Annotated in this window: 22 protein-coding genes; 20 read left to right on the forward strand and 2 right to left on the reverse strand. The window is 69.7% G+C overall.

Annotation, left to right across the window (positions count from 1 at the left end; genetic code table 11):
* Window positions 1-54 precede the first annotated feature (54 nt).
* The 11 genes from fabF to E5S66_RS04595 all read left to right on the forward strand — a co-directional run bounded on the left by fabF (window position 55) and on the right by E5S66_RS04595 (window position 12,311).
* On the forward strand, window positions 55-1,293 hold the full coding sequence (gene fabF / locus E5S66_RS04545; RefSeq protein ID WP_138347942.1) for a beta-ketoacyl-ACP synthase II: 1,239 nt from the start codon (window positions 55-57) through the stop codon (window positions 1,291-1,293).
* Window positions 1,294-1,348: 55 nt separating this feature from the next.
* Window positions 1,349-2,686 carry an aminodeoxychorismate synthase component I gene (locus E5S66_RS04550; protein ID WP_138347944.1) on the forward strand — a complete coding sequence of 446 codons (1,338 nt, stop codon included), beginning with the start codon at window positions 1,349-1,351 and terminating at the stop codon, window positions 2,684-2,686.
* A 142-nt stretch (window positions 2,687-2,828) separates the two neighbouring features.
* Entirely contained in the window at window positions 2,829-3,608 is a 780-nt protein-coding gene (gene pabC / locus E5S66_RS04555) for an aminodeoxychorismate lyase (RefSeq protein WP_212745320.1), read from the forward strand.
* The gene (gene mltG / locus E5S66_RS04560) at window positions 3,605-4,657 is read left to right on the forward strand and encodes an endolytic transglycosylase MltG (protein WP_138347947.1); all 1,053 of its coding nucleotides are present in this window, start codon (window positions 3,605-3,607) and stop codon (window positions 4,655-4,657) included. The genes pabC and mltG overlap by 4 nt, the downstream gene beginning before the upstream one ends.
* 2 nt (window positions 4,658-4,659) lie before the next feature.
* Window positions 4,660-5,310 carry a dTMP kinase gene (gene tmk / locus E5S66_RS04565; protein WP_138348678.1) on the forward strand — a complete coding sequence of 217 codons (651 nt, stop codon included), beginning with the start codon at window positions 4,660-4,662 and terminating at the stop codon, window positions 5,308-5,310.
* A complete protein-coding gene (locus tag E5S66_RS04570; protein ID WP_138347949.1) occupies window positions 5,307-6,305 on the forward strand; it encodes a DNA polymerase III subunit delta' in 999 nt (332 codons plus the stop codon). Before tmk ends, E5S66_RS04570 begins: the two co-directional genes overlap by 4 nt.
* 33 nt (window positions 6,306-6,338) lie before the next feature.
* Window positions 6,339-6,698, forward strand: coding sequence for a PilZ domain-containing protein (locus tag E5S66_RS04575; protein ID WP_138347951.1), 360 nt, complete (start codon window positions 6,339-6,341; stop codon window positions 6,696-6,698).
* 246 nt (window positions 6,699-6,944) lie between these two features.
* Window positions 6,945-7,355 (forward strand): GntR family transcriptional regulator, encoded by a 411-nt coding sequence (locus E5S66_RS04580; RefSeq protein ID WP_028838450.1) that lies wholly within the window; start codon window positions 6,945-6,947, stop codon window positions 7,353-7,355.
* A 93-nt stretch (window positions 7,356-7,448) separates the two neighbouring features.
* Complete coding sequence (locus E5S66_RS04585) at window positions 7,449-8,357, forward strand: ABC transporter ATP-binding protein (protein ID WP_138347953.1); 909 nt, start codon at window positions 7,449-7,451, stop codon at window positions 8,355-8,357.
* 27 nt (window positions 8,358-8,384) lie between these two features.
* Entirely contained in the window at window positions 8,385-10,205 is a 1,821-nt protein-coding gene (locus E5S66_RS04590; RefSeq protein ID WP_138347954.1) for a hypothetical protein, read from the forward strand.
* A gap of 27 nt (window positions 10,206-10,232) precedes the next feature.
* On the forward strand, window positions 10,233-12,311 hold the full coding sequence (locus E5S66_RS04595) for a S9 family peptidase (protein ID WP_138347956.1): 2,079 nt from the start codon (window positions 10,233-10,235) through the stop codon (window positions 12,309-12,311).
* Between the two features lie 25 nt (window positions 12,312-12,336).
* On the opposite strand, the gene E5S66_RS04600 is transcribed toward E5S66_RS04595, so the two are convergent.
* Window positions 12,337-14,412 carry a 3-hydroxyacyl-CoA dehydrogenase NAD-binding domain-containing protein gene (locus E5S66_RS04600; protein WP_138347958.1) on the reverse strand — a complete coding sequence of 692 codons (2,076 nt, stop codon included), beginning with the start codon at window positions 14,410-14,412 and terminating at the stop codon, window positions 12,337-12,339.
* A 180-nt stretch (window positions 14,413-14,592) separates the two neighbouring features.
* Between E5S66_RS04600 and rpoE the strand changes: the two genes are divergently transcribed.
* The 9 genes from rpoE (at window position 14,593) to recO (ending at window position 23,405) form a co-directional block, all read left to right on the forward strand.
* The gene (gene rpoE, locus E5S66_RS04605) at window positions 14,593-15,198 is read left to right on the forward strand and encodes an RNA polymerase sigma factor RpoE (protein ID WP_246037146.1); all 606 of its coding nucleotides are present in this window, start codon (window positions 14,593-14,595) and stop codon (window positions 15,196-15,198) included.
* A gap of 5 nt (window positions 15,199-15,203) precedes the next feature.
* Window positions 15,204-16,100, forward strand: coding sequence for a sigma-E factor negative regulatory protein (locus tag E5S66_RS04610; RefSeq protein WP_171033476.1), 897 nt, complete (start codon window positions 15,204-15,206; stop codon window positions 16,098-16,100).
* Between the two features lie 73 nt (window positions 16,101-16,173).
* Window positions 16,174-17,730: a DegQ family serine endoprotease gene (locus E5S66_RS04615; protein WP_138347964.1), complete on the forward strand. Its 1,557-nt coding sequence runs from the start codon at window positions 16,174-16,176 to the stop codon at window positions 17,728-17,730.
* Between the two features lie 170 nt (window positions 17,731-17,900).
* Window positions 17,901-19,691: a translation elongation factor 4 gene (gene lepA / locus E5S66_RS04620; protein ID WP_171033504.1), complete on the forward strand. Its 1,791-nt coding sequence runs from the start codon at window positions 17,901-17,903 to the stop codon at window positions 19,689-19,691.
* A 52-nt stretch (window positions 19,692-19,743) separates the two neighbouring features.
* Window positions 19,744-20,529 (forward strand): signal peptidase I, encoded by a 786-nt coding sequence (lepB, locus tag E5S66_RS04625; RefSeq protein WP_138348679.1) that lies wholly within the window; start codon window positions 19,744-19,746, stop codon window positions 20,527-20,529.
* A 48-nt stretch (window positions 20,530-20,577) separates the two neighbouring features.
* Complete coding sequence (locus E5S66_RS04630; RefSeq protein ID WP_028838459.1) at window positions 20,578-20,961, forward strand: DUF4845 domain-containing protein; 384 nt, start codon at window positions 20,578-20,580, stop codon at window positions 20,959-20,961.
* The gene (gene rnc, locus E5S66_RS04635) at window positions 20,942-21,628 is read left to right on the forward strand and encodes a ribonuclease III (protein WP_138347967.1); all 687 of its coding nucleotides are present in this window, start codon (window positions 20,942-20,944) and stop codon (window positions 21,626-21,628) included. The genes E5S66_RS04630 and rnc overlap by 20 nt, the downstream gene beginning before the upstream one ends.
* Before the next feature lie 76 nt (window positions 21,629-21,704).
* Entirely contained in the window at window positions 21,705-22,625 is a 921-nt protein-coding gene (gene era, locus E5S66_RS04640; protein WP_028838461.1) for a GTPase Era, read from the forward strand.
* Window positions 22,626-22,661: 36 nt separating this feature from the next.
* Entirely contained in the window at window positions 22,662-23,405 is a 744-nt protein-coding gene (gene recO / locus E5S66_RS04645; protein ID WP_138347968.1) for a DNA repair protein RecO, read from the forward strand.
* A 10-nt stretch (window positions 23,406-23,415) separates the two neighbouring features.
* On the opposite strand, the gene rnk is transcribed toward recO, so the two are convergent.
* Window positions 23,416-23,844 (reverse strand): nucleoside diphosphate kinase regulator, encoded by a 429-nt coding sequence (gene rnk / locus E5S66_RS04650; protein WP_138347970.1) that lies wholly within the window; start codon window positions 23,842-23,844, stop codon window positions 23,416-23,418.
* Window positions 23,845-23,895: the final 51 nt, after the last annotated feature.

The raw sequence follows: 23,895 nt of genomic DNA on the forward strand, positions 1-23,895 counted from the left end.
ATGCGGCCCCCTGTATTTGCACCGAACGTAACGAAAAGCGTGGAGGAGGCGACGATGGGCAAGCGACGCGTGGTGGTCACGGGCATGGGCATCGTCTCGCCGCTGGGCAACGACCTGGCCAGCAACTGGGACGGCATCGTCAACGGCCGTTCGGGCATCGGCATGGTGGAAGGCTTCGACGCCAGCACCTATCCCACCCGCATCGCGGGCGAGGTGCGCGACTTCGACATCACCCGCTGGGTGAACCCGAAGGACGCCAAGAAGATGGACCACTTCATCCACTACGGCATGGCCGCTTCGCTGATGGCGAAGGACGATGCCGGGCTGGAAGTGACCGAGGCCAACGCCGAGCGCATCGGCGCGCTGATCGGTGCCGGCATCGGCGGCATCTGGGGCATCGAGGAAACCGCGATCAAGCTGCACGAGGGCGGGGTCCGCAAGATCAGCCCGTTCTACATCCCCAGCACCATCATCAACATGATGCCGGGCCAGCTGTCGCTGGCGACCGGGATCAAGGGGCCGACGTTCTCGGCCGTGTCCGCCTGCGCCACAGCCAACCACAGCATCGGCATGGCGATGCGGATGATCCAGTACGGCGATGCCGACGTGATGTTCGCCGGCGGCGCCGAACGCGGCAGCTCGCCGACCGCGATGGGCGGCTTCTGCGCGATGAAGGCGATGAGTACCCGCAACGACGATCCCACCCGCGCCTCGCGGCCGTGGGATGCCGAACGCGACGGCTTCGTGCTGGGCGACGGCGCCGGCATCCTGGTGCTGGAGGAGTACGAACACGCCAAGGCCCGCGGCGCGCGCATCTACTGCGAGCTGGTCGGGTTCGGTGCATCGTCCGATGCCTTCCACATGACCGCGCCCAGCGAGAACGGCGAAGGCCCGGCGCGCTGCATGGCGATGGCGTTCCGCGACGCCGGCATCAATCCCGACCAGATCGGCTACCTCAACGCGCACGGCACCAGCACGCCGCTGGGCGACCTGGCCGAAACGCTGGCGATCAAACGCGCGCTGGGCGAGCATGCGTACAAGACGATGGTGAGTTCGACCAAGTCGATGACCGGCCACCTGCTCGGCGCGGCCGGCGGCGTGGAGGCGATCTATTCGATCAAGGCGCTGCAGACCGGCATCATCCCGCCCACCATCAACCTGGAAAACCCGGGCGAAGGCTGTGATCTTGACTACGTGCCGAACGTGGCGCGCGAAGCGAAGATCGACGTGGCGGTATCCAACGGCTTCGGTTTCGGCGGCACCAACGGCACGCTGGTGTTCAAGCGGGTCTGAAACTTGCTCCCTCCCTTGGGTAGCAGGGGAGGGCCGGGGAGGGGTGTTCTTGCCGATGATCGAACCAACCCTTCCCGCCGACATCGACCTGCTTGACCTGCACCGGCTCGCTCCGGCGCGCTACCCGGTGCTGCTGGAATCCAGCGCCACCGGCGCGCACGGTCGCCGCGACCTGCTGCTGGCCCACGCTGGCGAGGGCTTCGCCCTGCATCGCGATGGGGTGGTGCGCACGCTGTCGGGCGAGGCGCTGGCAGGCGGTTTCTTCGACGTGCTCGACCGCCAATGGCAGGCGGCCGCGACCGGCCCCGGTCTGCCGCTGGCCGGCGGCTGGGCGCTGCTGCTGGGATACGAGTTGGCTGCGCAGGTGGAGCCGGTGCTGGCGTTGCCGCAGGCGGAAGGTGGCCTGCCGGTGGCCATCGCGCTGCGCTGCCCGGCGGTGGTGTTGCGCGATCGCGGCAGCGGTGAGCTTCGCGTTTGTGCGGAAGCCGACTCCGATGCATGGCGGCTGCGCCTTGCGGAAGACATCGAGCGCGCGCGCGCGCTGGCGCCGCTGCCGGCGTGGGCGCCGCCGAGGCGTATCGACGAAGACGAACCGCAGCGCTATCTCGATGGCGTGGCGCGGGTGCTGGACTACCTCGCCGCCGGCGATGTGTTCCAGGCCAACCTCTCGCGCGGCTGGAAGGCGAGGTTCGACGGCGCGCTCGACCCGGCTGCGCTGTTCCAGCGCCTGCGCCAGCACAATCCCGCGCCGTTCGCGGGGCTGTTCCGCAGCGCCTGGGGCAGCGTGGTCAGCGCTTCGCCGGAGCGGCTGCTGTCGGTACGCGCGGGCGTTGCCGAAACCCGCCCGATCGCCGGCACTCGTGCGCGTTTTCCCGGCGACGACGATGCCGCGCGCATCCGCGAGCTGGTGGGCCATCCGAAGGAGCGCGCCGAGCACGTCATGCTGCTGGACCTGGAGCGCAACGACCTCGGCCGGGTGTGCGCGCCGGGCAGCGTGCAGGTGGACGAGCTGATGACGGTGGAAAGCTACGCGCACGTCCACCACATCGTCAGCAACGTGCGTGGGCAGCTGCGCGCGGAGGTGACGCCGGGGCAGGCGCTGGCCGCGCTGTTCCCCGGCGGCACGATCACCGGTTGTCCGAAGGTGCGCTGCATGCAGATCGTGGCCGAGCTGGAAGGCGTCGGCCGCGGTGCCTATACCGGCGCGATGGGCTGGCTGGGGCACGATGGCGACATGGACCTGAACATCCTGATCCGCAGCGCCGAAGTGGAGGGCGACACCCTGCGCTTCCGCACCGGCGCCGGCATCGTGATCGACTCGGATCCGCAGCGCGAGCTGGAGGAGACGCGGGCGAAGGCGCGGGGAATGTTGAGGGCACTGGGATGCGAGTGATCGAGCGGCGGATGCCATGGCCCTTGGCGCAGTCGCTCCCCGATACTCGCTTGGTGCGCCAAGGCCCATGGCATCCGCTTGCAACTTGTGCTGGCAGCTGGGAGAAAAAATGATTTTTTCCGGCGTAACTCGATCGACTGAGTTGTCCATTTCCAATCGCGGTCTTGCCTACGGCGACGGCGTGTTCGAAACCATGCGCGTGCATGGCGGCGAACTGCCGCTGTGGCCGCGCCATCTCGCGCGGCTGCGCGAAGGCGCGCGGCGGCTGGGCATCGGCTTGCCCGATCCGGCTTTCATCGAAGCACGCATCGCCGAGATGATCGATGGCGCCGATGCCGGCGTGCTCAAGCTGCTGCTCACCCGCGGCGACGGTGGCCGCGGCTATGCGCCGCCGGTCGATGCGCAACCGGCTTGGACAGTGGCGCTGCATCCGCTGCCGCCGATGGCCAACGCCGGCCTGCGCCTGCATGTCTGCGACATGCGGCTGGCGATCCAGCCGGCGCTGGCCGGCATCAAGCACTGCAACCGGCTGGAACAGGTGCTGGCGCGCGGCGAGGTCGAGCGCGCCGGCTGCGACGAAGGACTGATGCGGGACAGCGAAGGCCGCGTGGTCTCTGCCACCGCCGCCAACCTGCTGGCGCATCGCAATGGCCGCTGGCTGACACCCCCGGTTGTCCGCTGCGGCGTGGCCGGGGTGCTGCGCGGCTGGCTGCTGGCGCAGGGACTGGTGGAGGAGGCCGAACTGACGCCAGGCGAGGTGGAGGACGCCGACGCACTGGCGCTCTGCAACGCCGTGCGCGGTATCCTGCCGGTCTCCCTGCTGGGCGCGCGCAACTGGGCGGCGCACCCGGCGCTGACCGAACTGCAGGCGCGACTGGCGATGGCCTATCCGATGTTTTCCAATCCCGCGGTGGGCGCATGAAGGCGCGTCGGCCGCTGCCGATCCTGCTGCTGGCCGTGTTGGCGGTGGCGGCGTGGTACTGGGATCGCTTCCGCACCTTTGCCGAAGCGCCGCTGTCCGGCATCCAGGCGAACGCCGGGCTGGTGGTCGCGCGCGGCGACAACCTCGACAAGGTGCTGCGCAAGCTGCAGGCGCAGGGCGTGGGCACCGGCGACCGCCTGTACTGGCAGCTGCTGGCGCGCCAGACCGGTGCCGCCGGCCGGCTGCAGGTGGGCGAATACGCGCTGCGCGAGGACACCTCGCCGCGCGCGCTGCTGCAGGCCATGCGCGACGGCAAGGTGGTGCGGCGCATGTTCACCATCATCGAAGGCTGGAACATCCGCGATCTGCGCGCGGCGCTGCGCAAGGCGCCGCTGCTGGAGCAGAACACCACGCAGATGGATGACGCCGCGCTGATGGCGGCGCTGGGCCACGCCGGCCAGCATCCGGAGGGCCGCTTCCTGCCCGAGACCTATGCCTGGGTGCGCGGCGATTCCGACCTCGACATCCTCAAGCGCGCCTACGCCGGCATGGACAAGGCGCTGGATGCAGCGTGGAAATCGCGCACACCGGACCTGCCGCTGGACAACCGCGACCAGGCGCTGACGCTGGCCTCGATCGTCGAGAAGGAAACCGGGATCGCCGAGGAGCGGCCGGCCATCGCCGGCGTGTTCGTGCGCCGGCTGAAGACCGGCATGCGCCTGCAGACCGATCCCACCGTGATCTACGGCATGGGCTCCAGCTACGCCGGCAACATCCGCCGCAGCGACCTGACCACCGATACGCCCTACAACACCTACACCCGCGATGGCCTGCCGCCGACGCCCATCGCCATGCCCGGCAAGGCGGCGCTGCAGGCGGCCACGCAGCCGGCGGCGGGCGATGCGCTGTATTTCGTCGCGGTGGGCGACGGCAGCGGGCGGCACGTCTTCAGCGCATCGCTGGACGCGCACAACAGCGCGGTGCGCGGCTACGTGCAGCGCTACCGCGCGCAGCGCCAGGCCGAGCGTGAAGGAGCCACGACGAAGTGACGATGTTGCAATCGAAGCCGCGCCTGCTGACCATCGAAGGCGGCGAGGGCGCGGGCAAGAGCACCGTGCTGTCCGCGCTGCGCGATGCGCTGCTTGCCGATGGTTGCGAAGTGGTGTGCACCCGCGAGCCGGGCGGCACGCCGCTGGCCGAGCGCATCCGCGGCCTGCTGCTGGACGCCGGCGACGAGACGGTGCATCCGCACACCGAGCTGCTGCTGATGTTCGCGGCGCGCGCGCAGCATGTGCAGCGGGTGGTGCTGCCGGCGCTGGCGCGCGGCGCGTGGGTGGTGTCCGATCGCTTCACCGATTCCAGCTATGCCTACCAGGGCGCGGCGCGCGGCATGGATGAAAGCTTCATCGCCGAACTGGAGCGGCGCGCGGTCGGCATCGAGCCCGGCCTGACCCTGCTGCTGGATCTGGGCGTGGCGCACGCACGTGAACGCACCCGCGGGCGCGACCTGCTCGGCGGCGCCTCGCCCGACCGCATCGAGCGCGAGCGCGACGACTTCTTCGAGCGCGTGCGCGAAGGCTTCCTCGCCCGCGCCGCACGCCATCCGCAGCGCATCCGCGTGCTCGACGCCGGCCCTGATGCGGCCACCGTCGCCGCCGCCGCGCTAGCGGTGCTGGCCGACTACCGCAAGGCGCTGGCATGAACCTGCCGCCGCTCTCGCCCTGGCTGCAGCGCGCCTACACGCAGGCGGCCGACGCCATCAAAGCCGGCCACTTCGGCCATGCAACGCTGATCACCGGGCCGGCATTGATCGGCAAGCGCCTGCTCGCCGAACACCTGGCGCGGCGCGTGCTGTGCGCCTCGCCGCGCCCCGATGGCGAAGCCTGTGGCGCCTGCAGGAGCTGCACGCTGTTCGCTTCGCGCGCGCAGATGGAAGCACTGGAGGTGCGCCCGGACGGCACGCCGGCGCACCCGTGGGGGCACAGCGCGCACCCCGACCTGCGCTTCCTCGGCTACGAGATCAACCACAAGACCGGCAAGCCGCGCAGCGAAATCGTGATCGAGCAGATCCGCGTGCTGTCGGAAAAAATGGGCATGACCGCGCAGCTGGGCGGGGCGCAGGTGGTGATCGTCGATCCCTGCGATGCGATCAACTGGAGCGCCTTCAACGCGCTGCTGAAAACGCTGGAAGAGCCCCAGCCGGGCCGCTATCTGTGGTTGCTGGCGTCCAACCCGGCGCGGCTGCCGGCCACCATCCGCAGCCGCTGCCAGCGGCTGGAGCTGCGGCTGCCGCCACACGATGAAGCACTGTACTGGCTGCGCCAGCGCGGCCATGCGGAGGCTCTGGCCAGCGAGGCGCTGGATGCCGCCCGCGGGCACCCCGGCCTGGCCGATGCATGGGCATCGGGCGATGGTCTGGCGCTGCGCCGCGATGTGGTCAAGGACGCGCAGGCGCTGCTGCGCGGGCAGGCCGAGGCCAGCGAAGTCGCCCAGCGCTGGGTGGCCGACGGACGCGCCGCGGAACGTTTGTGTCATCTGGCCGAGTTCGCGCTGCGCGAAGCCGCGGGCTTGACCGATCCGGCGGCAACCCGCACGCTGGCCGCGCGCTTCGACGCGGCCAATCGCGCCCGCGAGCTGCTGCACACCACGGTGCGCGCGGACCTTGCGGTGGCGGAAGCGCTGCTGGCGTGGCGCTGAGGCTTGGGACAGGCAACTGACAGGGAACGGGGAATGAGCAATCCGACCGGTGGGGCAAGGCAGGGCATCCTGTCGCTGGCAATCAAGGACAAGGCGGCGCTGTACAACGCCTACATGCCCTTCATCCGCCAGGGCGGCATCTTCGTGCCGACCGCGCGCCGCTATTTCATCGGCGATGAAGTGTTCCTGCTGCTGACCCTGCCGGATTCCTCCGAACGCCTGCCGGTCGCCGGCAAGGTGGTGTGGGTGACCCCCACCGGCGCCCAGGGCAACCGCGCCGCCGGCATCGGCGTGCAGTTCGCCGATACCGCCGAAGGCGAGGCGGTGCGCAGCAAGATCGAAACCACCCTGGCCGGCACCCTCAACGCGGACCAGCCGACCCAGACGATGTAGCCGCGGCCTCCGCCCGCGCTGACCGCCGCGGCCGCCGCTTCACCCCACAACGCCTGATCCCGCCGCTGCGGTCAGCCCGGCCCGCGGAGGATGCCGTCGTGGGTACGGTTCCGCCCCGCATGCCGAGCTTGGCGCCCATCCGCCCCGGTTTCGTCGCCACCCGCAAGATTCCGTCGCAGGCGGGTTGACGCCGGCTGGCTGTTCGCGCTGTACTATTTCAAGTAGTACAGACAGGACAGTGCAACCATGGCCCGAACCAGCCCACTGATGATCCAGGTCGCCACCGGCGATCCGCGCCCGATCGGTCGCCAGATCGTCGATGCCGTGCGCATGAAGATCGCCACCGGCGAGCTCACGCACGGCAATCAGCTGCCCAGCGTCCGCGGGCTTGCCCAGCAGCTGATGATCAATCCGAATACCGTCGCCAAGGCGTATGCCGAGCTGACCACCGAGGGTTGGCTGGAATCGCGCCAGGGCACGGGCCTGTTCGTTGCCGCACCCCGCCAGCGATTGTCCGACGCCGAGCGGGACCGCCGCCTGGACGACGCCGTCGGCCGCTTCGTCAACGACGTGATTCCGCTGGGCTTTGCAGCCGACGAGGTGCAGGCGCGGGTCGCCGACGCCTTCGACCTGCTGGTGCCCCGCAAGACCGCCTGACCCCCGCCATCGCCGCCGCGGGGGCCGTCCGTCTGCGTCCAACGCAGGGGGACAGCGATCCGCGGATCGGCGGGCCCATCCGGATACGCCTACATGCCCAACGACCTCATCATCGAAACCCGTGCGCTGTCCAAGCGCTACGGACGCAAGCTGGCGCTGGACCGGCTTGACCTCGCGATTCCCCGCGGCCGGGTCCACGCCATCGTCGGCGCCAACGGCGCAGGCAAGTCCACGTTGTTCCGCATCCTGCTGGGCTTCATGCCGCCCAGCGCGGGCGATGCGCGCATCCTCGGCAAGGACAGCCAAGCGCTCACGCCGCAGGACCGCAGCCGGATCGGCTTCGTCAACGAGGAACACACCCTGCCGAACTGGATGCGGGTGTCGCAGGTGGTGGGGATGCAGCGCCACCAGTACGGGCGTTGGAACCAGCAGGCGTTCGACGGCGTGATCGGCCACTACCACGTGCTGCCGGAGCAGAAGGTCGGCCAGCTCTCGCGCGGCGAGCGGGCCGGCTTCAACCTCGCGCTGGCATTGGCGCAAGGGCCGGAATTGCTGGTGCTGGACGAACCGACGCTGGGCCTGGACGTGGTCGCCAAGCGCGCGTTCCTGGAATCGCTGCTGTACAGCAATGCCGCCGACGACTGCACGGTGATCTATTGCTCGCACCAGATGGAGGAGATCGAGCGCGTTGCCGACAACCTGATCATCCTGGAGCGCGGGCAGCTGAAGAACATGTCGGCGCCGGAGGAATTCACCGCGCGGGTCAGCCATTGGGTGGCCGACGTGCCGTTCAAGGGGCCGGAACTGCATACCGTGCCCGGACTGCTGGAAGTGCAGCGCCTCGATGGCCTGCACCACTACCTGGTGCTGGACCAGGACGATGGTTTTGAACGTTTCCTGCGCGAAGCCGGCGCGCGCAACGTGCAGTCGATGCCGGTCAGCCTGGACCGCGCGGTCAACGCCTTCCTTGCCAAGAACCATGCTGCGCCGGCTGCGGCCTGACGCGCATCACGACCCGAGGACACCAACATGATCGATCTCTTCAAGGGCGAGCTGCTGCGCTTCCGCCTGTGGGCCCTCGCGGCCGCGCTGGTGCACGCCGGCGTGCTGGGCTTCCTGGCCCGTATCGTCGACCCGGCCCAGCAACCGCTGCTGGTCTACCAGGTCTGCGGCATGGTGTATGCGGTGGCCGGCACCTTGCTCGGCCTGTACCAGATGGGCAGCTACCGCAAGCCGAACCAGTGGCTGAGCCTGCTGCATCGCCCGCTGCATCGCCTGCGCATCGCCGGTGCGCTGGGCGGGGCGGGCGCGCTGCTGCTGTTCGCCGCGGTCGCGCTGCCGATCGCGCTGATCGCGCTGTACCAGGACACCATGACCGCGCGCGTGGTCGACCTGCGCCACTGGATGATGCCGATCGCCGGCTGGCTGATCGCGCTCATCGGCTACGCAGCGGGCGCCTACGCGATGATCGGCAACCGCCGGCATTCGTTCGCGGTGCTGGTGCTGCCGATGCTGCTGATGTTCGCGCAGGCCGCGGGAGTGGCGATGCTGGCGTTGCAGCTCACCCTGCTCGCGGTGCTGGTGGCGCTGGTGGCCATCGTGTTCCGGCCCGATCCGGTGGCCGCGCCGCGCAGCTTCGCCGCCACCGCCGCGACCGCGCTGCCGGTGCAGCTCGGCGCGTATTTCCTGCTGTGGATGCTGGGTTACGGGGTCGAGCTGTTCTGGACGGCCTCCGGCACCCATCCGCTCAACATGGCAACGCCGCCGCACGGCGGCTACATCGAGGCCGATCGCGCGGAAGGCAAGGACATCCTGCTGATGGGCATCGAGCGCAGCCGCGACCCGGAGGCGGAACTGTGGCGCGAGCAGATCGCGCTGTCCGACGTGTACACGCATTACCCGCTGCGCAACCTGCCTCGCCGCGGCGAGATGACCAACCTGCAGCCGATGGAGTTCACTGACGGCGAGCGCAACATCACATGGGTGTTCAAGCACGACAGCATGCGTTTCGTCGGCTACGGCACGCTGGACATGCGCGCGCGCGGCGACCTCGGGGTGGGTGAGGCGCAGGCCGCGTTCCCGGCACCGACGATGCCGTTTGCCGCCAACCATCTGTACAACGCCCACGCCGTCTATCAGTACGACGACGGGCAGGGGCGCATCCATGAACGCATCCACCTGCCGCAGGGCGAAGTGATGGCCAGCCCGCCGCAGCCGGCCGGCGACAACCTGCTGCTGCTCAGCGACCGCGCCGCCTATTTCTATCCCGGCCGCGAGGCGGTGAACGGACTCGACCTGCTGCAGCCGCTGATGCGCGTGCCGATGCCGGGCAAGGTGGGCAACCTCAGGCGGATGGACGTTATCGAGTTGCTCGACGGTTACCTGGTGTCGTTCACCTACACCTGGGGCGTGTGGTCGAGCGAACTGCAGCATCCGTTCCAGCAGGTGCTGCGCGTCGATGGCAGCGGCCGCGTGCGCGAAATCGCGCGCCGCGACATCGGCCAGGACCTGCCGACCGCCTACACCGCGCGCATCTGGTGGTTGTCGCCGGTGCTGCGCACGCTGTGCCTGGGCGCGCAGGACCTGTACGCAGTGCCGCACCCGCTGCGCGCGCCGCCGCAGCCGATGCCGCGCAGCATGCTGTGGCTGGCGCTGGCCGGTTGCGTGGCGTCCTTGCTCGGCGCGATCTGGCTGAGTGCGCGCCTGCAGCTTGCGCCGCGCAGACGCTGGCTGTGGGTGGCGATGTGCGGCGCGGTCGGCCTGCCCGCGCTGGTTGCGCTCTGGCTGATGGTGCCGAAGCGCGAAACCCTGCCAGCCGCGCTGCCCAACCTGCAAACCGCGGCGGCCTGAACGCCCGGACTTACGGAGAAAATCGAGATGACGAAGTTCCGTGAGCTGTGCGGGATGCTGGCCTTGCTCGCGCTGCTGTTTGCGCCGGGGCAGTTGCCGGCGGCCGACTCCACCTTCGAACTGCGCAACGCCATCGCCGCCCAGCGCGCGCTGCCGCGCGCACCGCAACTGCCGCGCACCGCCTTCCTCGAAAGTCGCGGCCTGGCCGCGGTGCAGCTGTCGCCGGGCGGCGACCACGTGGCCTACCTGCGCGAACAGGGGGAGTCGCGCAGCCTGTTCCTGCTGCCTGTCGCGGGCGGCAAGCCGCGGGTGCTGGTCGCCAGTACCCAGGCCGAACAACTGTTCTGGTCGCGCGACGGCCGTTGGCTGTTCCTGCGCGGATCGAAGTCGCTCGCCAGCGTGTCGGCGGACGGCCGTGCCGGCGTGCGCGTGCCGATGGGCGGCGCGGATCGCCGGCAGGCGATGAAGGTCGACCCGTCGCAGCCGGCCGCGGTGCTGCTGCGCGAGCGCGTGTCGATCGGCAAGCGCGAACGCTGGCGGATCGTTCGCATGGACGTGCACGGCAAGCGCTCGCTGCTGCGGGAGGACCCGCGCTGGGTCCACGATGTCGCGCTGGATGCACGTGGCCGGATCGTCGCGCTGGCGCGTTTCGAGGGCGACCACGATGCCTTGCATCGCGTGCTGCCGGATGGGTCGCTGCGCGAAGTGCTGCGCCTCGCGCCGATGGAAAGGCTGAACCTGCTCGCCGCGATGCCCGATGGCAGCCTGCTGATGGAAGGCAACCCGGGCAGCGAGGTGCCCGCCGACAACTTCCGGCGCCTACTGCGGCTGACCGCCGACGACAAGTTGCAGACGCTGCACGAAGACCCGCGCCTTGAGGCCGACCTCGACGAGGTCGTGCTGGACCCGCGCACCTCGATGCCGTTGGTCGCGAGCTATCGCAGCACGGCCGCGGCGACCTACGGTGTCGGCGACGCGCAGGCGCTGGTGGCCGGCATTGCCAGGCAATTCCCCGGCCGCGATATCGCCGTGCAGCCCGGCAGCGGGCCGGGCGCGCAATGGCTGGTATCCGAACGCGCGGCGACTCTGCGCGATCCGCGTTGGCACCTGTTCGATCCGCGCACCGGCAGGCATCGCCGCATCCTCGACGAGGCCACGATCACCGCGCATTCGCCGCGGGAGTCGCAGCTCGCGCGCAAGCTCGCGGTGTCCTACCTCGCCTCCGACGGCCTGCGCGTGCACGGCTTCCTGCTGCTGCCGCCCGGCGTGGACCCGGCGCGCGCACCGCTGATCGCGCAGGTGCACGGCGGGCCGATCAACCACTTCCGCCCCGGCTTCGACGGCGTGGCGCAGTTCCTCGCCAACCGCGGTTACGTGGTGTTCCAGTCGAACTTCCGCGGCTCCACCGGCCACGGCCGCGCCTACGCGTTTGCGCCCGACGGCGATTACGGCAACGGTCGCGTGCAGCGCGACATCGTCGAGGGCGTCCGCTGGCTGCTGGCCCGCGGCATCGGCGATGGCGATCGCGTGGGCATCGTCGGCCACTCGTTCGGCGGCTATTCCGCGCTGCTGGGCCTGACTTTCCAGCCGGAGTTGTTCAAGGTCGGCGTGGCCGGCGCGCCGCCGACGGACCTCGGCTGGTCGATGCGCTGGCTGGTCGATGCCGGCGAGCAGGGCGACCTGCCGGATCGTTCGCTGCGCCACACCCTGCGGGCGCTGTCGCTGGACGCCACTGATCCGGCGGTCTTCGCCCGCCTGCACGCGCAGTCACCGCTGGCGAATGCCGCAAGGATGCGTCGGCCGCTGCTGGTGATGGCTGGCGGCGCCGACCGCACCGTGGCGATCCGCGAAGTGACGAACTACGTGGCGACGCTGAAAGCATCGGGGCGGCCCGTCACTCTGCTGGTGGAGCCCGGCGGTGGCCATTCGCCGCTCGAACCGATCCCGCGCGAGGCGTATCTGTTCGCGATGGAAACGATGCTGCAGCGCCACCTCGGCGGGCCGGTGCCTGAGCCCGCGGGCCCGCAGTTGCGGGCCTACCTGCGCGAAAACCTGCGCGCGGCGGGGCCGGAATTCCGCGCGCTGGCAAAAAAACCGACGCGCTGAGCGCCGGTGCTGCCGATCGCGGGGATCAGGCGAGCGGCGAGCGCAGCACCGGCTGATCCCAGCCGGCGCGCGGCGCGAAGCGGTTGCCGTACTTCGCCTGCAGCGCCAGCAGCCGCGCCAGCAGCGCGTCGGCGCCGACGGCGCGGATGTGCTGGATCGGGCCGCCGCGGAACGGCGCGAAGCCGGTGCCGAAGATCACCCCGGCGTCCAGCAGATCGGCATCGCTGACCACGCCCTCGTGCAGGCAGGCCACCGCCTCGTTGAGCAGCGGCAGGATCAGGCGGTCTTCCAGGTCGTCGGGGGCCACGAAGCCGGCCGGCAGTTCGGGTTTGACCGCCCTGCCGTTTTCCCACTTGTAGAGGCCCTGGCCGTCCTTCTTGCCGCGCTTGCCGGCTTCGACCGTGGCCAGCGCCGCCGGCACGTCCAGGCCGAGGAAGGGCGCCAGCTCGCGGCCGACGCTGGCGGCCACGTCCAGGCCCACGGTGTCGAGCAGCTCGATCGGCCCCATCGGCATGCCGAAACGGGTAGCCGCCTTGTCGATGGCCGGGCCGGGGATGCCCTCTGCGTAGGCGGTCGCGGCCTCGAGCATGTACGGGAACAGCACCCGGTTGACCAGGAAGCCGGGGGTGCCGGCCACCGGCACCGGGAACTTGCCCAGCGCCTTGCAGAACGCGGCCAGCCGCCGTTCGGTCTCGGCGGCCATGCCGTCGTGGCGGATGATCTCCACCAGCGGCATCTGCGCCACCGGGTTGAAGTAGTGCAGGCCGGCGAACTGCGCCGGGCGCGCGATGTGCGGGCGCAATTCGTCCAGCGGGATCGACGAGGTGTTGGTGGTCAGCAGCGCGTCCGCCTTCATGCGCGGTTCGACCGACTGGTAGAGGTCGCGCTTGGCTTCCGGGTTTTCGATGATCGCTTCGATGACCAGGTCTGCCTCGGGCACGCCCGCGCCGTCGAGGTCGGACTTCAATCGCGCCACCACCGCCGGACGCTTGCTCTCGTCCTTGACCTTCTTCTCGAACAGGGCCTGCGCGCGCTGCAGGGCGCCGTCGATGAAGCGCTGCTCGCGGTCCTGCAGCGTCACCTCGAAGCCCTTGTAGGCGGCGAACGCGGCGATGTCGCCGCCCATCACGCCGGCGCCCACCACGTGCACGCGGGCAATGCCGGGTTCGCCCTTGCCCAGCGCCTTCAGGCGTTCGGTGAGGAAGAAGATGCGGATCAGGTTGCGCGCCGTGCTGCTGCCGGCCAGCTTGACCACCGCGCGGCGCTCGGCGTCGAGTCGGCCGCGGATGCCGGCGCCGCCGCTGCGCTCCCAGGTGGAGATCAGGGCGTAGGGCGCGGGATAGAAGGCCTTCGGTGCCTTGCGCGCGACCTGCTTGGCCATCTGCGGCGCCAGCAGCTTGCGCGCGGGAAGGGTGTTGGTCAGCCAGCCCAGCGCGCGCTGCTTGAACGGACGCACCGTGCCCCTCAGCGCCAGCGTGGCGGCGGCGTCGATCAGCTGCGCCGGTTCCACCACCTTGTCCACCAGGCCGATGCCGCGCGCGGCCTTGGCCGACAGCGCGCGGCCGGTCAGCATCATGTCCATCGCCGCCGGCGCGCCGACGAGGCGCGGCAGGCGGGCGCTGCCGCCCCAGCCGGGGAAGATGCCCAGCTGCACTTCCGGCAGGCCGATGCGGGTGGAGGCGTCGCTGCTGGCCACGCGGTAGCGGCAGGCCAGCGAAATCTCGGTGCCGCCGCCCATGCAGAAGCCGTGGATGGCGGCGACGGTGGGGCAGGGCAGGCTGGCCAGGGTCTGGAACACGTCCTGGCCGCGACGGATGGCGTCGTTGACGGTGCCGCGACGGTCGAATTCCTGGAACTCTTTCAGGTCGGCGCCGGCGATGAAGCCGCTGCTCTTGCCGGAGGCGATCACCAGCGCCTTCGGCGGTTCGATGGCGATGCGCGCCAGCGCCTCGCCCAGCTCGATCAGCGCATCCTGCGAGAATGCGTTGACCGGCGCGTCGGCGCGATCGAAGCACAGCACCAGCACGCCGTCGTCACGGCGCTGCGGCTGCCAGTGGCGCAGGCGGAGCCCGTCGAAACCGGTTGCGGAGGTGTCGGCCATGCGCATGCCATCCGTATCAGCTGGGAAGCGGCTATCGTAGCCCGCGAAAACTTGAATACTTGTCTAAACGCCTGCAACTCCAGGGCGAGGCCGCGGAACTTTCGCGGCGCATTGCTGTCATAACGCCCGGAAGCGAACGGGCCCAACCACGAGGGCGCGGCGCAAATGACGGAGGATCGGGTGTCGCAAGCGCTGGATCAGGACCTGGTGGCCCGCGTGCAGCGCGGCGATGCCGCCGCTTTCGACCTGCTGGTGCGCAAGTACCAGCACCGCGTGGCCGCGGTGATTTCGCGCTATGTGCACGACTGGGCGGAGGTGCAGGACGTGGCGCAGGACACTTTCATCCGCGCCTACCGTGCCATCGGCGGGTTCCGCGGCGACGCCCAGTTCCCCACCTGGCTGCATCGGATCGCGGTGAACACCGCCAAGAACCATCTCGCATCGCATGGCCGCCGGCCGCCGGGCGAGGACATCGAGATCGAGGATGCCGAGCAGTTCGAGTCCGGCCTGCGCCTGCGCGACAACGACACCCCCGAGCGCGAGTTGATGCGCCACCAGCTGGAACAAACCGTGCTGGCTGCGGTCGAAGCATTGCCGCAGGACCTGCGCGATGCCATCACCTTCCGCGAGGTGGAAGGCATGAGCTACGAGGAAATCGCCGAACGCATGGGCTGCCCGATCGGCACGGTGCGTTCGCGCATCTTCCGCGCCCGCGAGGCCATCGATGCCCGCATGCGTCCCCTGCTGGACCACGATGAACTTCCGAAGCGTACCCACGCCTCATGACGCCCATGAATACCGATACCGACCGCCATTGCATCGACCTCACCCAGCTCAGCAGCCGCGAACAGCTGTCCGCGCTGATGGACGGCGCGCTGCCGGAGGACCAGACCCGCTTCCTGCTGCGTCGCCTGCAGCACGATGACGAGCTGGCCGGCAGCTGGGAGCGCTGGCGCATCGCCAGCGACGTGATGCGCGGGATGGCGCCGGCCCGGCATCTGCCGGCCGATTTCGCCTCGCGTGTTTCCGCGGCGCTGCATGGCGGCGAAGTGGCGGCGGCACCGGCCGCCACAACCTCGCGGCCGGCGTGGCTGCGGCGCGGCGCCGGCATCGGCGCCCTGGCGGCCGCGCTGGCGGTGGTGGCGCTGATGGGGCGGCCTGCGCTGGATAGCGATGCGTCGCCCGCTGCACCGGCGCAGGTGGCCGCGACGACTCCGGCCGCGCCGCTGCATGGGCAGCCGGCACCGTCGCAGCTTGCGCCGCAGTTGCCGACGGCCCCGGCCGGCGGGTCGGACATGCTGGCTGCTGCCTCGATGGCGGCCGCTGCCACCGCGTCCGTCAAGCCGGCGCGGCGCAGCAGGCCGGCTGCCGCTGTCGCGGCCACCGTGACCGCAGTCGAGGCCAACGCGCAGATCGCCGCGGTCACTCCGGCGACGCCCGCTGTCGCCGCCCCGGAATTCCGCGGCCTGCCCGATGCCGAAATCGTCACCCGTCCGTGGCCACGTTCGATCCTGCCGCAGTACGCCGGCAGCGGCGGCCTTGCGGTGGGCTTCGGCGACCACCCGCGGCGTGCCGACAATCCGTTCGCCCCGCCGGTCTTCGGCGCGCCGCCGAAGCTGCTTTCCGACGAGGCGGCCTCCACGCAAGCGGCCGCCGGCGCCGATGCGCAGGGCCAGCAGCAGCCCTGACCGTGCAGCCCCGTGGCGCGCCCGGCGCCACGCCTTCCCTGTTTCCGATCCACGCGAAGAGGAATCCCTTGTCATGCCCGCGATCAAGCTCGCTTCCCTGCGTCCCCTGCTGTTGACCACCGCGCTGGCGGTGGCCGGCGTGGGTGCCTGCAGCGGCCAGAACGCCGCCAATGCACAGACCCCGCTGGCCACCCAGCCGTCCACGCCTGCGCCGGAGCTGGTGGCCGGCCTGCCCGATTTCACCCGGCTGGTGGATCAGGTTGGCCCGGCGGTGGTCAGCGTGCAGGCGGAACTCGGCGGCCGCTCGCAGGCCACGGCGCAGGCGCGAGGGATGCCGCAGATGCCGGAAGACGGGGATGACGGCGACGAACAGATCCCCGAGTTCTTCCGCCGCTTCTTCGGCCCCGGCATGACCCCCATGCCGGGGATGCCGGGCATGCCGGACGCGCGCCCGCGCGGCACGTCGCTGGGCACCGGCTTCATCATTTCGGCCGACGGCTACTTGCTCACCAACCACCATGTGGTCGATGGCGCCGACACCGTGCGCATCAAGCTGTCCGACCGCCGCGAGTTCACCGCCAAGGTGGTGGGCAGCGACCCGCAGTCGGACGTGGCGCTGCTGAAGATCGACGCCAAGGGCCTGCCGGTGATGCGCATCGGCGATTCCGGCGCGCTCAAGCCCGGCCAGTGGGTGGTGGCGATCGGCTCGCCGTTCGGCCTCGACCATTCGGTCACCGCCGGCATCGTCAGCGCGGTCGGCCGCGCCAACCCCGGCGCCGACCAGCGCTACGTGCCCTTCATCCAGACCGACGTGGCGATCAACCGCGGCAACTCCGGCGGCCCGCTGCTGGACACCCGTGGGCAGGTGGTCGGTATCAACTCGCAGATCTTCAGCAATTCCGGCGGCTACATGGGCGTGAGCTTCGCCATTCCCATCGACGTGGCGATGAACGCGGTGCAGCAGCTCAAGGCGACCGGCAAGGTCACCCGCGGCCAGCTGGGCGTGCAGATCCAGGGCATGGATCGCGATGCCGCCAGCGCGCTGGGCCTGGCCGATGCCAGCGGCGCGCTGGTGGCGACCATCGAGCCGGGCAGCGCCGCGGAACGCGCCGGCCTGCAGCGGCAGGACGTGATCCGCAGCGTCAACGGCCAGCGCGTGTATGAATCCAGCGACCTGCCGCCGATCATCGGCGCGATGGCGCCGGGCAGCAGGGTCACCCTGGAAGTCATCCGCGACGGCAAGCGGCGCACCCTGACCGCAACCCTGGGCGCACTCGACGAAAGCGTTGCAGCGGCCGGCGGCGAAGCGGGCAGTGGCCAGAAGCCGGCGGCGCCCGCGCAGGCCAACCCGCTGGGCATCATCGGCCAGGCGCTGACCGCCCAGCAGCGCGCCGGCATGGGCCTGCAGCCGAAGGAGGGCGTGCTGATCGCCCGCGTCGAAGGGCAGGCCGCGCGCGAAGCGGGCCTGCAGCGCGGCGACGTGGTGCTGGCGGTGGGTCGCCACGATGTCGGCAGCGTCGAGGCCCTCGACGCCCAGCTGCGCGCGGTGGGGGCCGACAAGCCGGTGATGCTGCTGGTGCGGCGCGGCGGCGGTACCCGCTATGTCACGGTGACTCCGGTCGAGCGCTGAGGGCATGGTGCAAGCCTGCGCCCGGTCGTGAACGCAGGCCGGGCGCGGCGTCGGCAGGCCGTCAGGGCTGCATCCGGGCCTGTGCGATAATGCACGGCTGTCTTTCCCACAGGCCGCGATCCCGCGGCCGTTGCCGCACTCAGCCGACGCCCCCCATGCAGCACGATTCGATGCGGTTCATCCGCAACTTCTCCATCATTGCCCACGTCGACCACGGCAAGTCGACCCTGGCCGACCGCATCATCCAGCTCTGCGGCGGCCTGACCGCGCGCGAGATGGAAGCGCAGGTGCTCGACAACAACCCGATCGAGCGCGAGCGCGGCATCACCATCAAGGCGCAGTCGGTCTCCTTGCCGTACACCGCGAAGGACGGCAATACCTACTTCCTGAACTTCATCGACACCCCCGGCCACGTCGACTTCAGCTACGAGGTCAGCCGCTCGCTGGCCGCCTGCGAAGGCGCGCTGCTGGTGGTCGATGCCGCGCAGGGCGTGGAGGCGCAGTCGGTGGCCAACTGCTACACCGCGGTGGAGCAGGGCCTGGAAGTGGTGCCGGTGCTGAACAAGATCGACCTGCCCACCGCCGACATCGACAAGGTCAAGGAAGAGATCGAGGCCGTGATCGGCATCGATGCCACCGACGCCGTCGCCATCAGCGCCAAGACCGGCCTCAACGTCGGCGACGTGCTGGAAGCCATTGTCCAGCGCATCCCGCCGCCGCAGCCGCGCGGCACCGACAAGCTGCAGGCGCTGATCATCGATTCGTGGTTCGACAACTACCTCGGCGTGGTCTCGCTGGTGCGGGTGATGCAGGGCGAGATCAGGCCGGGCGACAAGATCCTGGTGATGTCGACCGGACGCTGGCACCTGGTCGACAAGGTCGGCGTGTTCACCCCCAAGCGCAAGGAGATGCCGGTGCTGCGTGCCGGCGAAGTGGGCTGGATCAATGCCAGCATCAAGGATGTGCACGGCGCACCGGTGGGCGACACGTTGACCCTGCTGGCCGACCCCGCACCGGAGCCGCTGCCGGGTTTCCAGGAAATGCAGCCGCGCGTGTTCGCCGGCCTGTTCCCGGTCGATGCCGAGGACTACCCGGACCTGCGCGAAGCGCTGGACAAGCTGCGCCTGAACGATGCCGCGCTGCGCTTCGAACCGGAAAGCTCGGAGGCGATGGGCTTCGGCTTCCGCTGCGGCTTCCTCGGCATGCTGCACATGGAGATCGTGCAGGAGCGGCTGGAGCGCGAGTACGACCTCAACCTGATCAGCACCGCGCCGACCGTGGTCTACGAGGTGCTCAAGACCGACGGCAGCATCGTGTCGATGGACAACCCGGCCAAGCTGCCGCCGATCAACCAGGTGCAGGAGATCCGCGAGCCGATCATCCGCGCCAACATCCTCACCCCCGAGGCCTACATCGGCAACATCATCAAGCTGTGCGAGGAAAAGCGCGGCGTGCAGATCGGCATCACCTACATGGCCAGTCAGGTGCAGATCAGCTACGAACTGCCGATGGCCGAGGTGGTGCTGGACTTCTTCGACAAGCTGAAGTCGGTGAGCCGCGGCTACGCCTCACTGGACTACCACTTCCTGCGCTTCGACGCCGGTCCGTTCGTGCGCGTGGACACGCTGATCAACGGCGACCGCGTCGATGCGCTGTCGATCATCGTGCACCGCACGCACGCGGACCGGCGCGGGCGCGAGCTGACCGAGAAGATGAAGGACCTGATCCCGCGGCAGATGTTCGACGTGGCCATCCAGGCCGCGATCGGCGCGCAGGTCATCGCCCGCACCACGGTCAAGGCGCTGCGCAAGAACGTGCTGGCCAAATGCTACGGTGGCGATGCCTCCCGCAAGAAGAAGCTGCTGGAGAAGCAGAAGGAAGGCAAGAAGCGGATGAAGCAGGTCGGCAGCGTGGAGATTCCGCAGGAAGCCTTCCTCGCCGTGCTGCAGATGGACAAGTAGGAGCGCCCCGCGGGGGCGCGACGACACGGCGGCAAATGGAGAACATCGCATGATGGTGTGGTTCGAAACGATCCTGGTCACCCTGACCGTGCTGAGTGGCCTGGTCTGGCTGCTGGACAAGCTGTTCCTTGCCAAGCGCCGCGCCGCGGCAGCCGGCCCGCTGGACGAGGTGAAGGAGCCGCTGCTGGTCGATTACTCCAAGGCGTTTTTCCCGGTGCTGGCGCTGGTGCTGGGGCTGCGCAGCTTCGTCGCCGAGCCGTTCCGCATTCCGTCCAGCTCGATGATGCCGACCCTGCTGATCGGCGATTTCATCCTGGTCAACAAGTTCAGCTACGGCCTGCGTTGGCCGATCAGCAACAAGAAGTTCGTCGAGCTTGGCGAGCCGGCGCGCGGTGACGTGGTGGTGTTCCGCCCGCCGCACCATCCGCGCGAGGACTGGATCAAGCGCGTGATCGGGGTGCCGGGCGATGTCATCGGCTACCACGACCACAAGGTCAGCGTGAACGGGCAGGCGCTGCCGTACCGGGTGGAAGGGGTCTACACCGGGGTTGGCCAGGGCGCGGGCGAAACCGGCGATTCCAAGCTGACCGAAGGCATGCCCGGCCGGCCGCATTTCGTGCTGGAAGGCGAATTCAGCGTCGCCGATGGTGACTGGACGGTCCCGGCGGGGCATTATTTCGTCATGGGCGACAACCGCGGCAACAGCGAGGACAGCCGGTTCTGGGGATTCCTGCCGGAAACCAACCTGCGCGGGAAGGCGTTCATGGTGTGGATGAACTTCGACGCCAGCGCGGATCATTGGGTGGACGTTTCCCGTATCGGAACGCGTATTCCTTGATCATGCCTGGCCAGGGGCACGGCCGTTAAACCAAGAGGGGATGCACGAATGAAGCAGAAGCAGCGCGGCATGACCATGCTGGGGTTCCTGATGGTGCTGTGCCTTGGGATTTTCTTCGCCTTTTGCGCGATGAAGATCGTGCCCATGTACATCGAGTTCTATTCGGTGAAGCAGGCGCTCAAGGGTCTGGCGGACGACAAGGAGCTGGCCGGGGCCTCGAAGGAAGAAGTGCGCACGCGCTATCTCAAGCGGCTGGAAATGAGCTACGCCGATCACGTCAAGAAGATGGATGCGATGAAGTTCGAGTCCACCGATGGCGGCCTGAAGATGATCGTGGACTACGAGCGCCGTGAATCACTGATGGCGAACCTCGACGTGGTCGGCAAGTTCCACGCCGAGCAGGTGCTGACGCGTGGCACCAGCGGCGAGTGATCGCACGCCGCCGGCGTTCGCCGGCCATGTGTTCGCGGACCCCGCGCTGCTGGCGCAGGCGCTGACCCACCGCAGCGCGGGCAGTCCGAACAACGAGCGGTTGGAATTCCTCGGCGACGCGCTGGTCAACCAGTTCGTCGCCGAGGCGCTGTACCGGCACTGGCCGAAGGCCGACGAAGGCGCGCTGACCCGCGCCCGGGCCGAACTGGTGCGCGAATCCGCGCTGGCCGGCATCGCCCGCTGGCTCGACATCGGTCCGCGGCTGGTGATGGGGCCGGGCGAAATGAAGACCGGCGGCCACCGCCGCGACTCCATCCTGGCCGACGCGGTGGAAGCCATCGTCGCCGCGATCTACCTGGATGGCGGTTTCGACGCCTGCCGGGCAGCCGTGCTGCCCTGGTTCGCGCCGCTGATCGCCGCCCTGCCGCCGCCCAACAAGGTCGGCAAGGACGCCAAGACCCGCCTGCAGGAGTGGCTGCAGGGGCGGCAGCAGCCGCTGCCGGTCTACGCGCTGCTGCACGAGGGCGGCGAGGACCATGCGCGGATCTTCAGCGTCAGCTGCAGCCTGGCCAGTCCCGCCCTGCGCACCGAAGGCGAGGGCAGTTCGCGGCGTGCGGCCGAACAGGTTGCCGCGGGCGCGATGCTGGAATTGCTCGAATCCACCTGACCCCGGCTGGGCGGGCATCGTCGGTCGATCTGCGGGAATCGCAGCGTCAAAGCGGGCCGCGCTCTACAATCCGCGCATGAATCCCACATCACGCAGCGGCGCAGTGGCCGTCATCGGCCGCCCCAACGTCGGCAAATCCACCCTGGTCAACGCGCTGGTCGGCGCCAAGATCAGCATCACCTCGAATCGTCCGCAGACCACGCGGCACCGCCTGCTGGGCATTGCCACCTTCCCCGGCGGCCAGCTGCAGCTGGTGGACACCCCCGGCATCCACGGCGAGCAGGGCAAGCGCTCCGGCAAGGCGATGAACCGGATGATGAACCGCGCCGCCCGCGGCGCGCTGGAAGGCGTGGACGCAGCGCTGCTGGTGATCGAGGCCGGGCGCTGGGACCACGAGGACGGGCTGGCCTTCGACGCACTGCGCGAAGCCGGCCTGCCGGTGGTGCTGGTGGTCAACCAGGTCGACAAGGAGAAGGACAAGACCGCGCTGCTGCCGTTCATCGCCAAGGTCACGGAAGGGCGCGAATTCGCCGCCGTGCACCCGCTGTCCGCGCTCAAGCGCCGCGGGTTGGAACCGCTGGTCGCCACCCTGCTGGGGCTGATGCCGGAAGGCGAGCCGGCGTTCGGCGAGGACGAGATCACCGACAAGAGCCAGCGTTTCCTCGCCGGCGAGCTGGTGCGCGAGCAGCTGATGCGCCGCCTCGGCGAGGAACTGCCGTACTCCACCACGGTGGAGGTGGAGCGCTTCGAGGAGGAACCTTCGCCCAAGACCGGCGTGATGTACCGCATCGATGCGGTGATCTGGGTCGAGCGCGAAGGCCAGAAGGCGATCGTGATCGGCAAGGGCGGCGAGCGCCTGCGCGATATCGGCAAGTACGCCCGCGAGCAGATGGAACGCCTGTTCGACGCCAAGGTGTTCCTGCAGACCTGGGTGCGCGTGCGCGAAGGCTGGAGCGACGACGAAGCGGCGCTGCGCGCGCTGGGTTACCACGACTGATCGCGATGGCCGCCCGGCGCGAGGAGAGTTGAGCGCATGCGCTACAGCGCCGAGCCCGCCTTCGTCCTGCACGCCCGCCCGTGGCGGGAAACCAGCCTGCTGGTCGAGGTGCTGAGCGCGGACCACGGCCGCATCGGACTGGTGGCGCGCGGGGTGACCGGGCCGAAGAAACATGTGCTGCGGGCAGCGCTGCAGCCGCTGCAGTCGATCCGTTTCGATGCCGTGCAAAAGGGCGAACTGGCGCAACTGGCCGCCGCCGAGGCAGTGGATGCCGCGCCGCTGCTGCAGGGCGATGCCGCGCTGGCGGCGTTCTACGTCAACGAATTGTGCCTGCGACTGGCGCCGCGGCATGTGCCGCAGCCGGAGCTGCACGCGGCTTATGCGCAGGTGCGCGAACGCCTGCGCGCGGGCGAACCGCTGGCGTGGACATTGCGTCGGTTCGAGCGCGACCTGCTGGAGGCGCTGGGGGTGGGGCCGGCATTCGAGGTGGACGGCGACGGCACCGATGTCGATCCGGTGGCGCGCTATCGGTTGGACCCCGAGGAAGGGCCGCGCCGGCTGCGCAGCGAGCGTGCCGGCGAGCGCCGCGATACCGCGACCGGCCGCGCGCTGCTGGCATTGGCCGCGGACGCGCAGCCGGAAGGCGAGGACCTGGCCAGCCTGCGCCTGCCGCTGCGGGCGGTGCTGCTGCACCACCTGGGTGGCCGCGGGCTGAAATCGTGGGAAATGCTGGGCGAACTGGGTCGGTTGGGAGCGCCCAAGGACAAAGGCGCGCCCTGATCGTGCGGGCTCAGCGGTGCAGTTCGCCCGCGGCTTCCGGCTGGTAGCGGATCGACAGCACGTGCAGGCGCGCGCTGCGGCCACCCGGCATCGGCCAGTCGATGCTGTTGCCCACCCGCAGGCCCAGCAGGGCGCTGCCCACCGGGGCCAGGATCGACACCTTGTCGCTGCTGCCGTCGGCATCACGCGGATACACCAGGGTCAGCTCGTATTCGTGGGCCTGCTGCTGGTCGTCGATCACCTTCACCAGCGCGGTGGAATTCATGGTGATGACGTCGTCGGGCATATCGCCGGGCTCGATCAGCTCGGCGCGCTCCAGCTCCTCGCGCAGCGGCGCGGTGTTGAGGCTGCGGAATTGCGGGCGGTCCAGCAGGTCCTCGATGCGCTCCACGTCCACGCGGGACAGTAGCAGGGTGGGACGTTGGGTGGCGGTGCTCATGTCGACAAAGGCTCCTGCAAAGCAATGCGGGCGGCGCGGCTGGCGCGTCGC

The organism is Thermomonas fusca (assembly GCF_005862345.1).
Taxonomy (GTDB): Bacteria; Pseudomonadota; Gammaproteobacteria; order Xanthomonadales; family Xanthomonadaceae; genus Thermomonas; species Thermomonas fusca.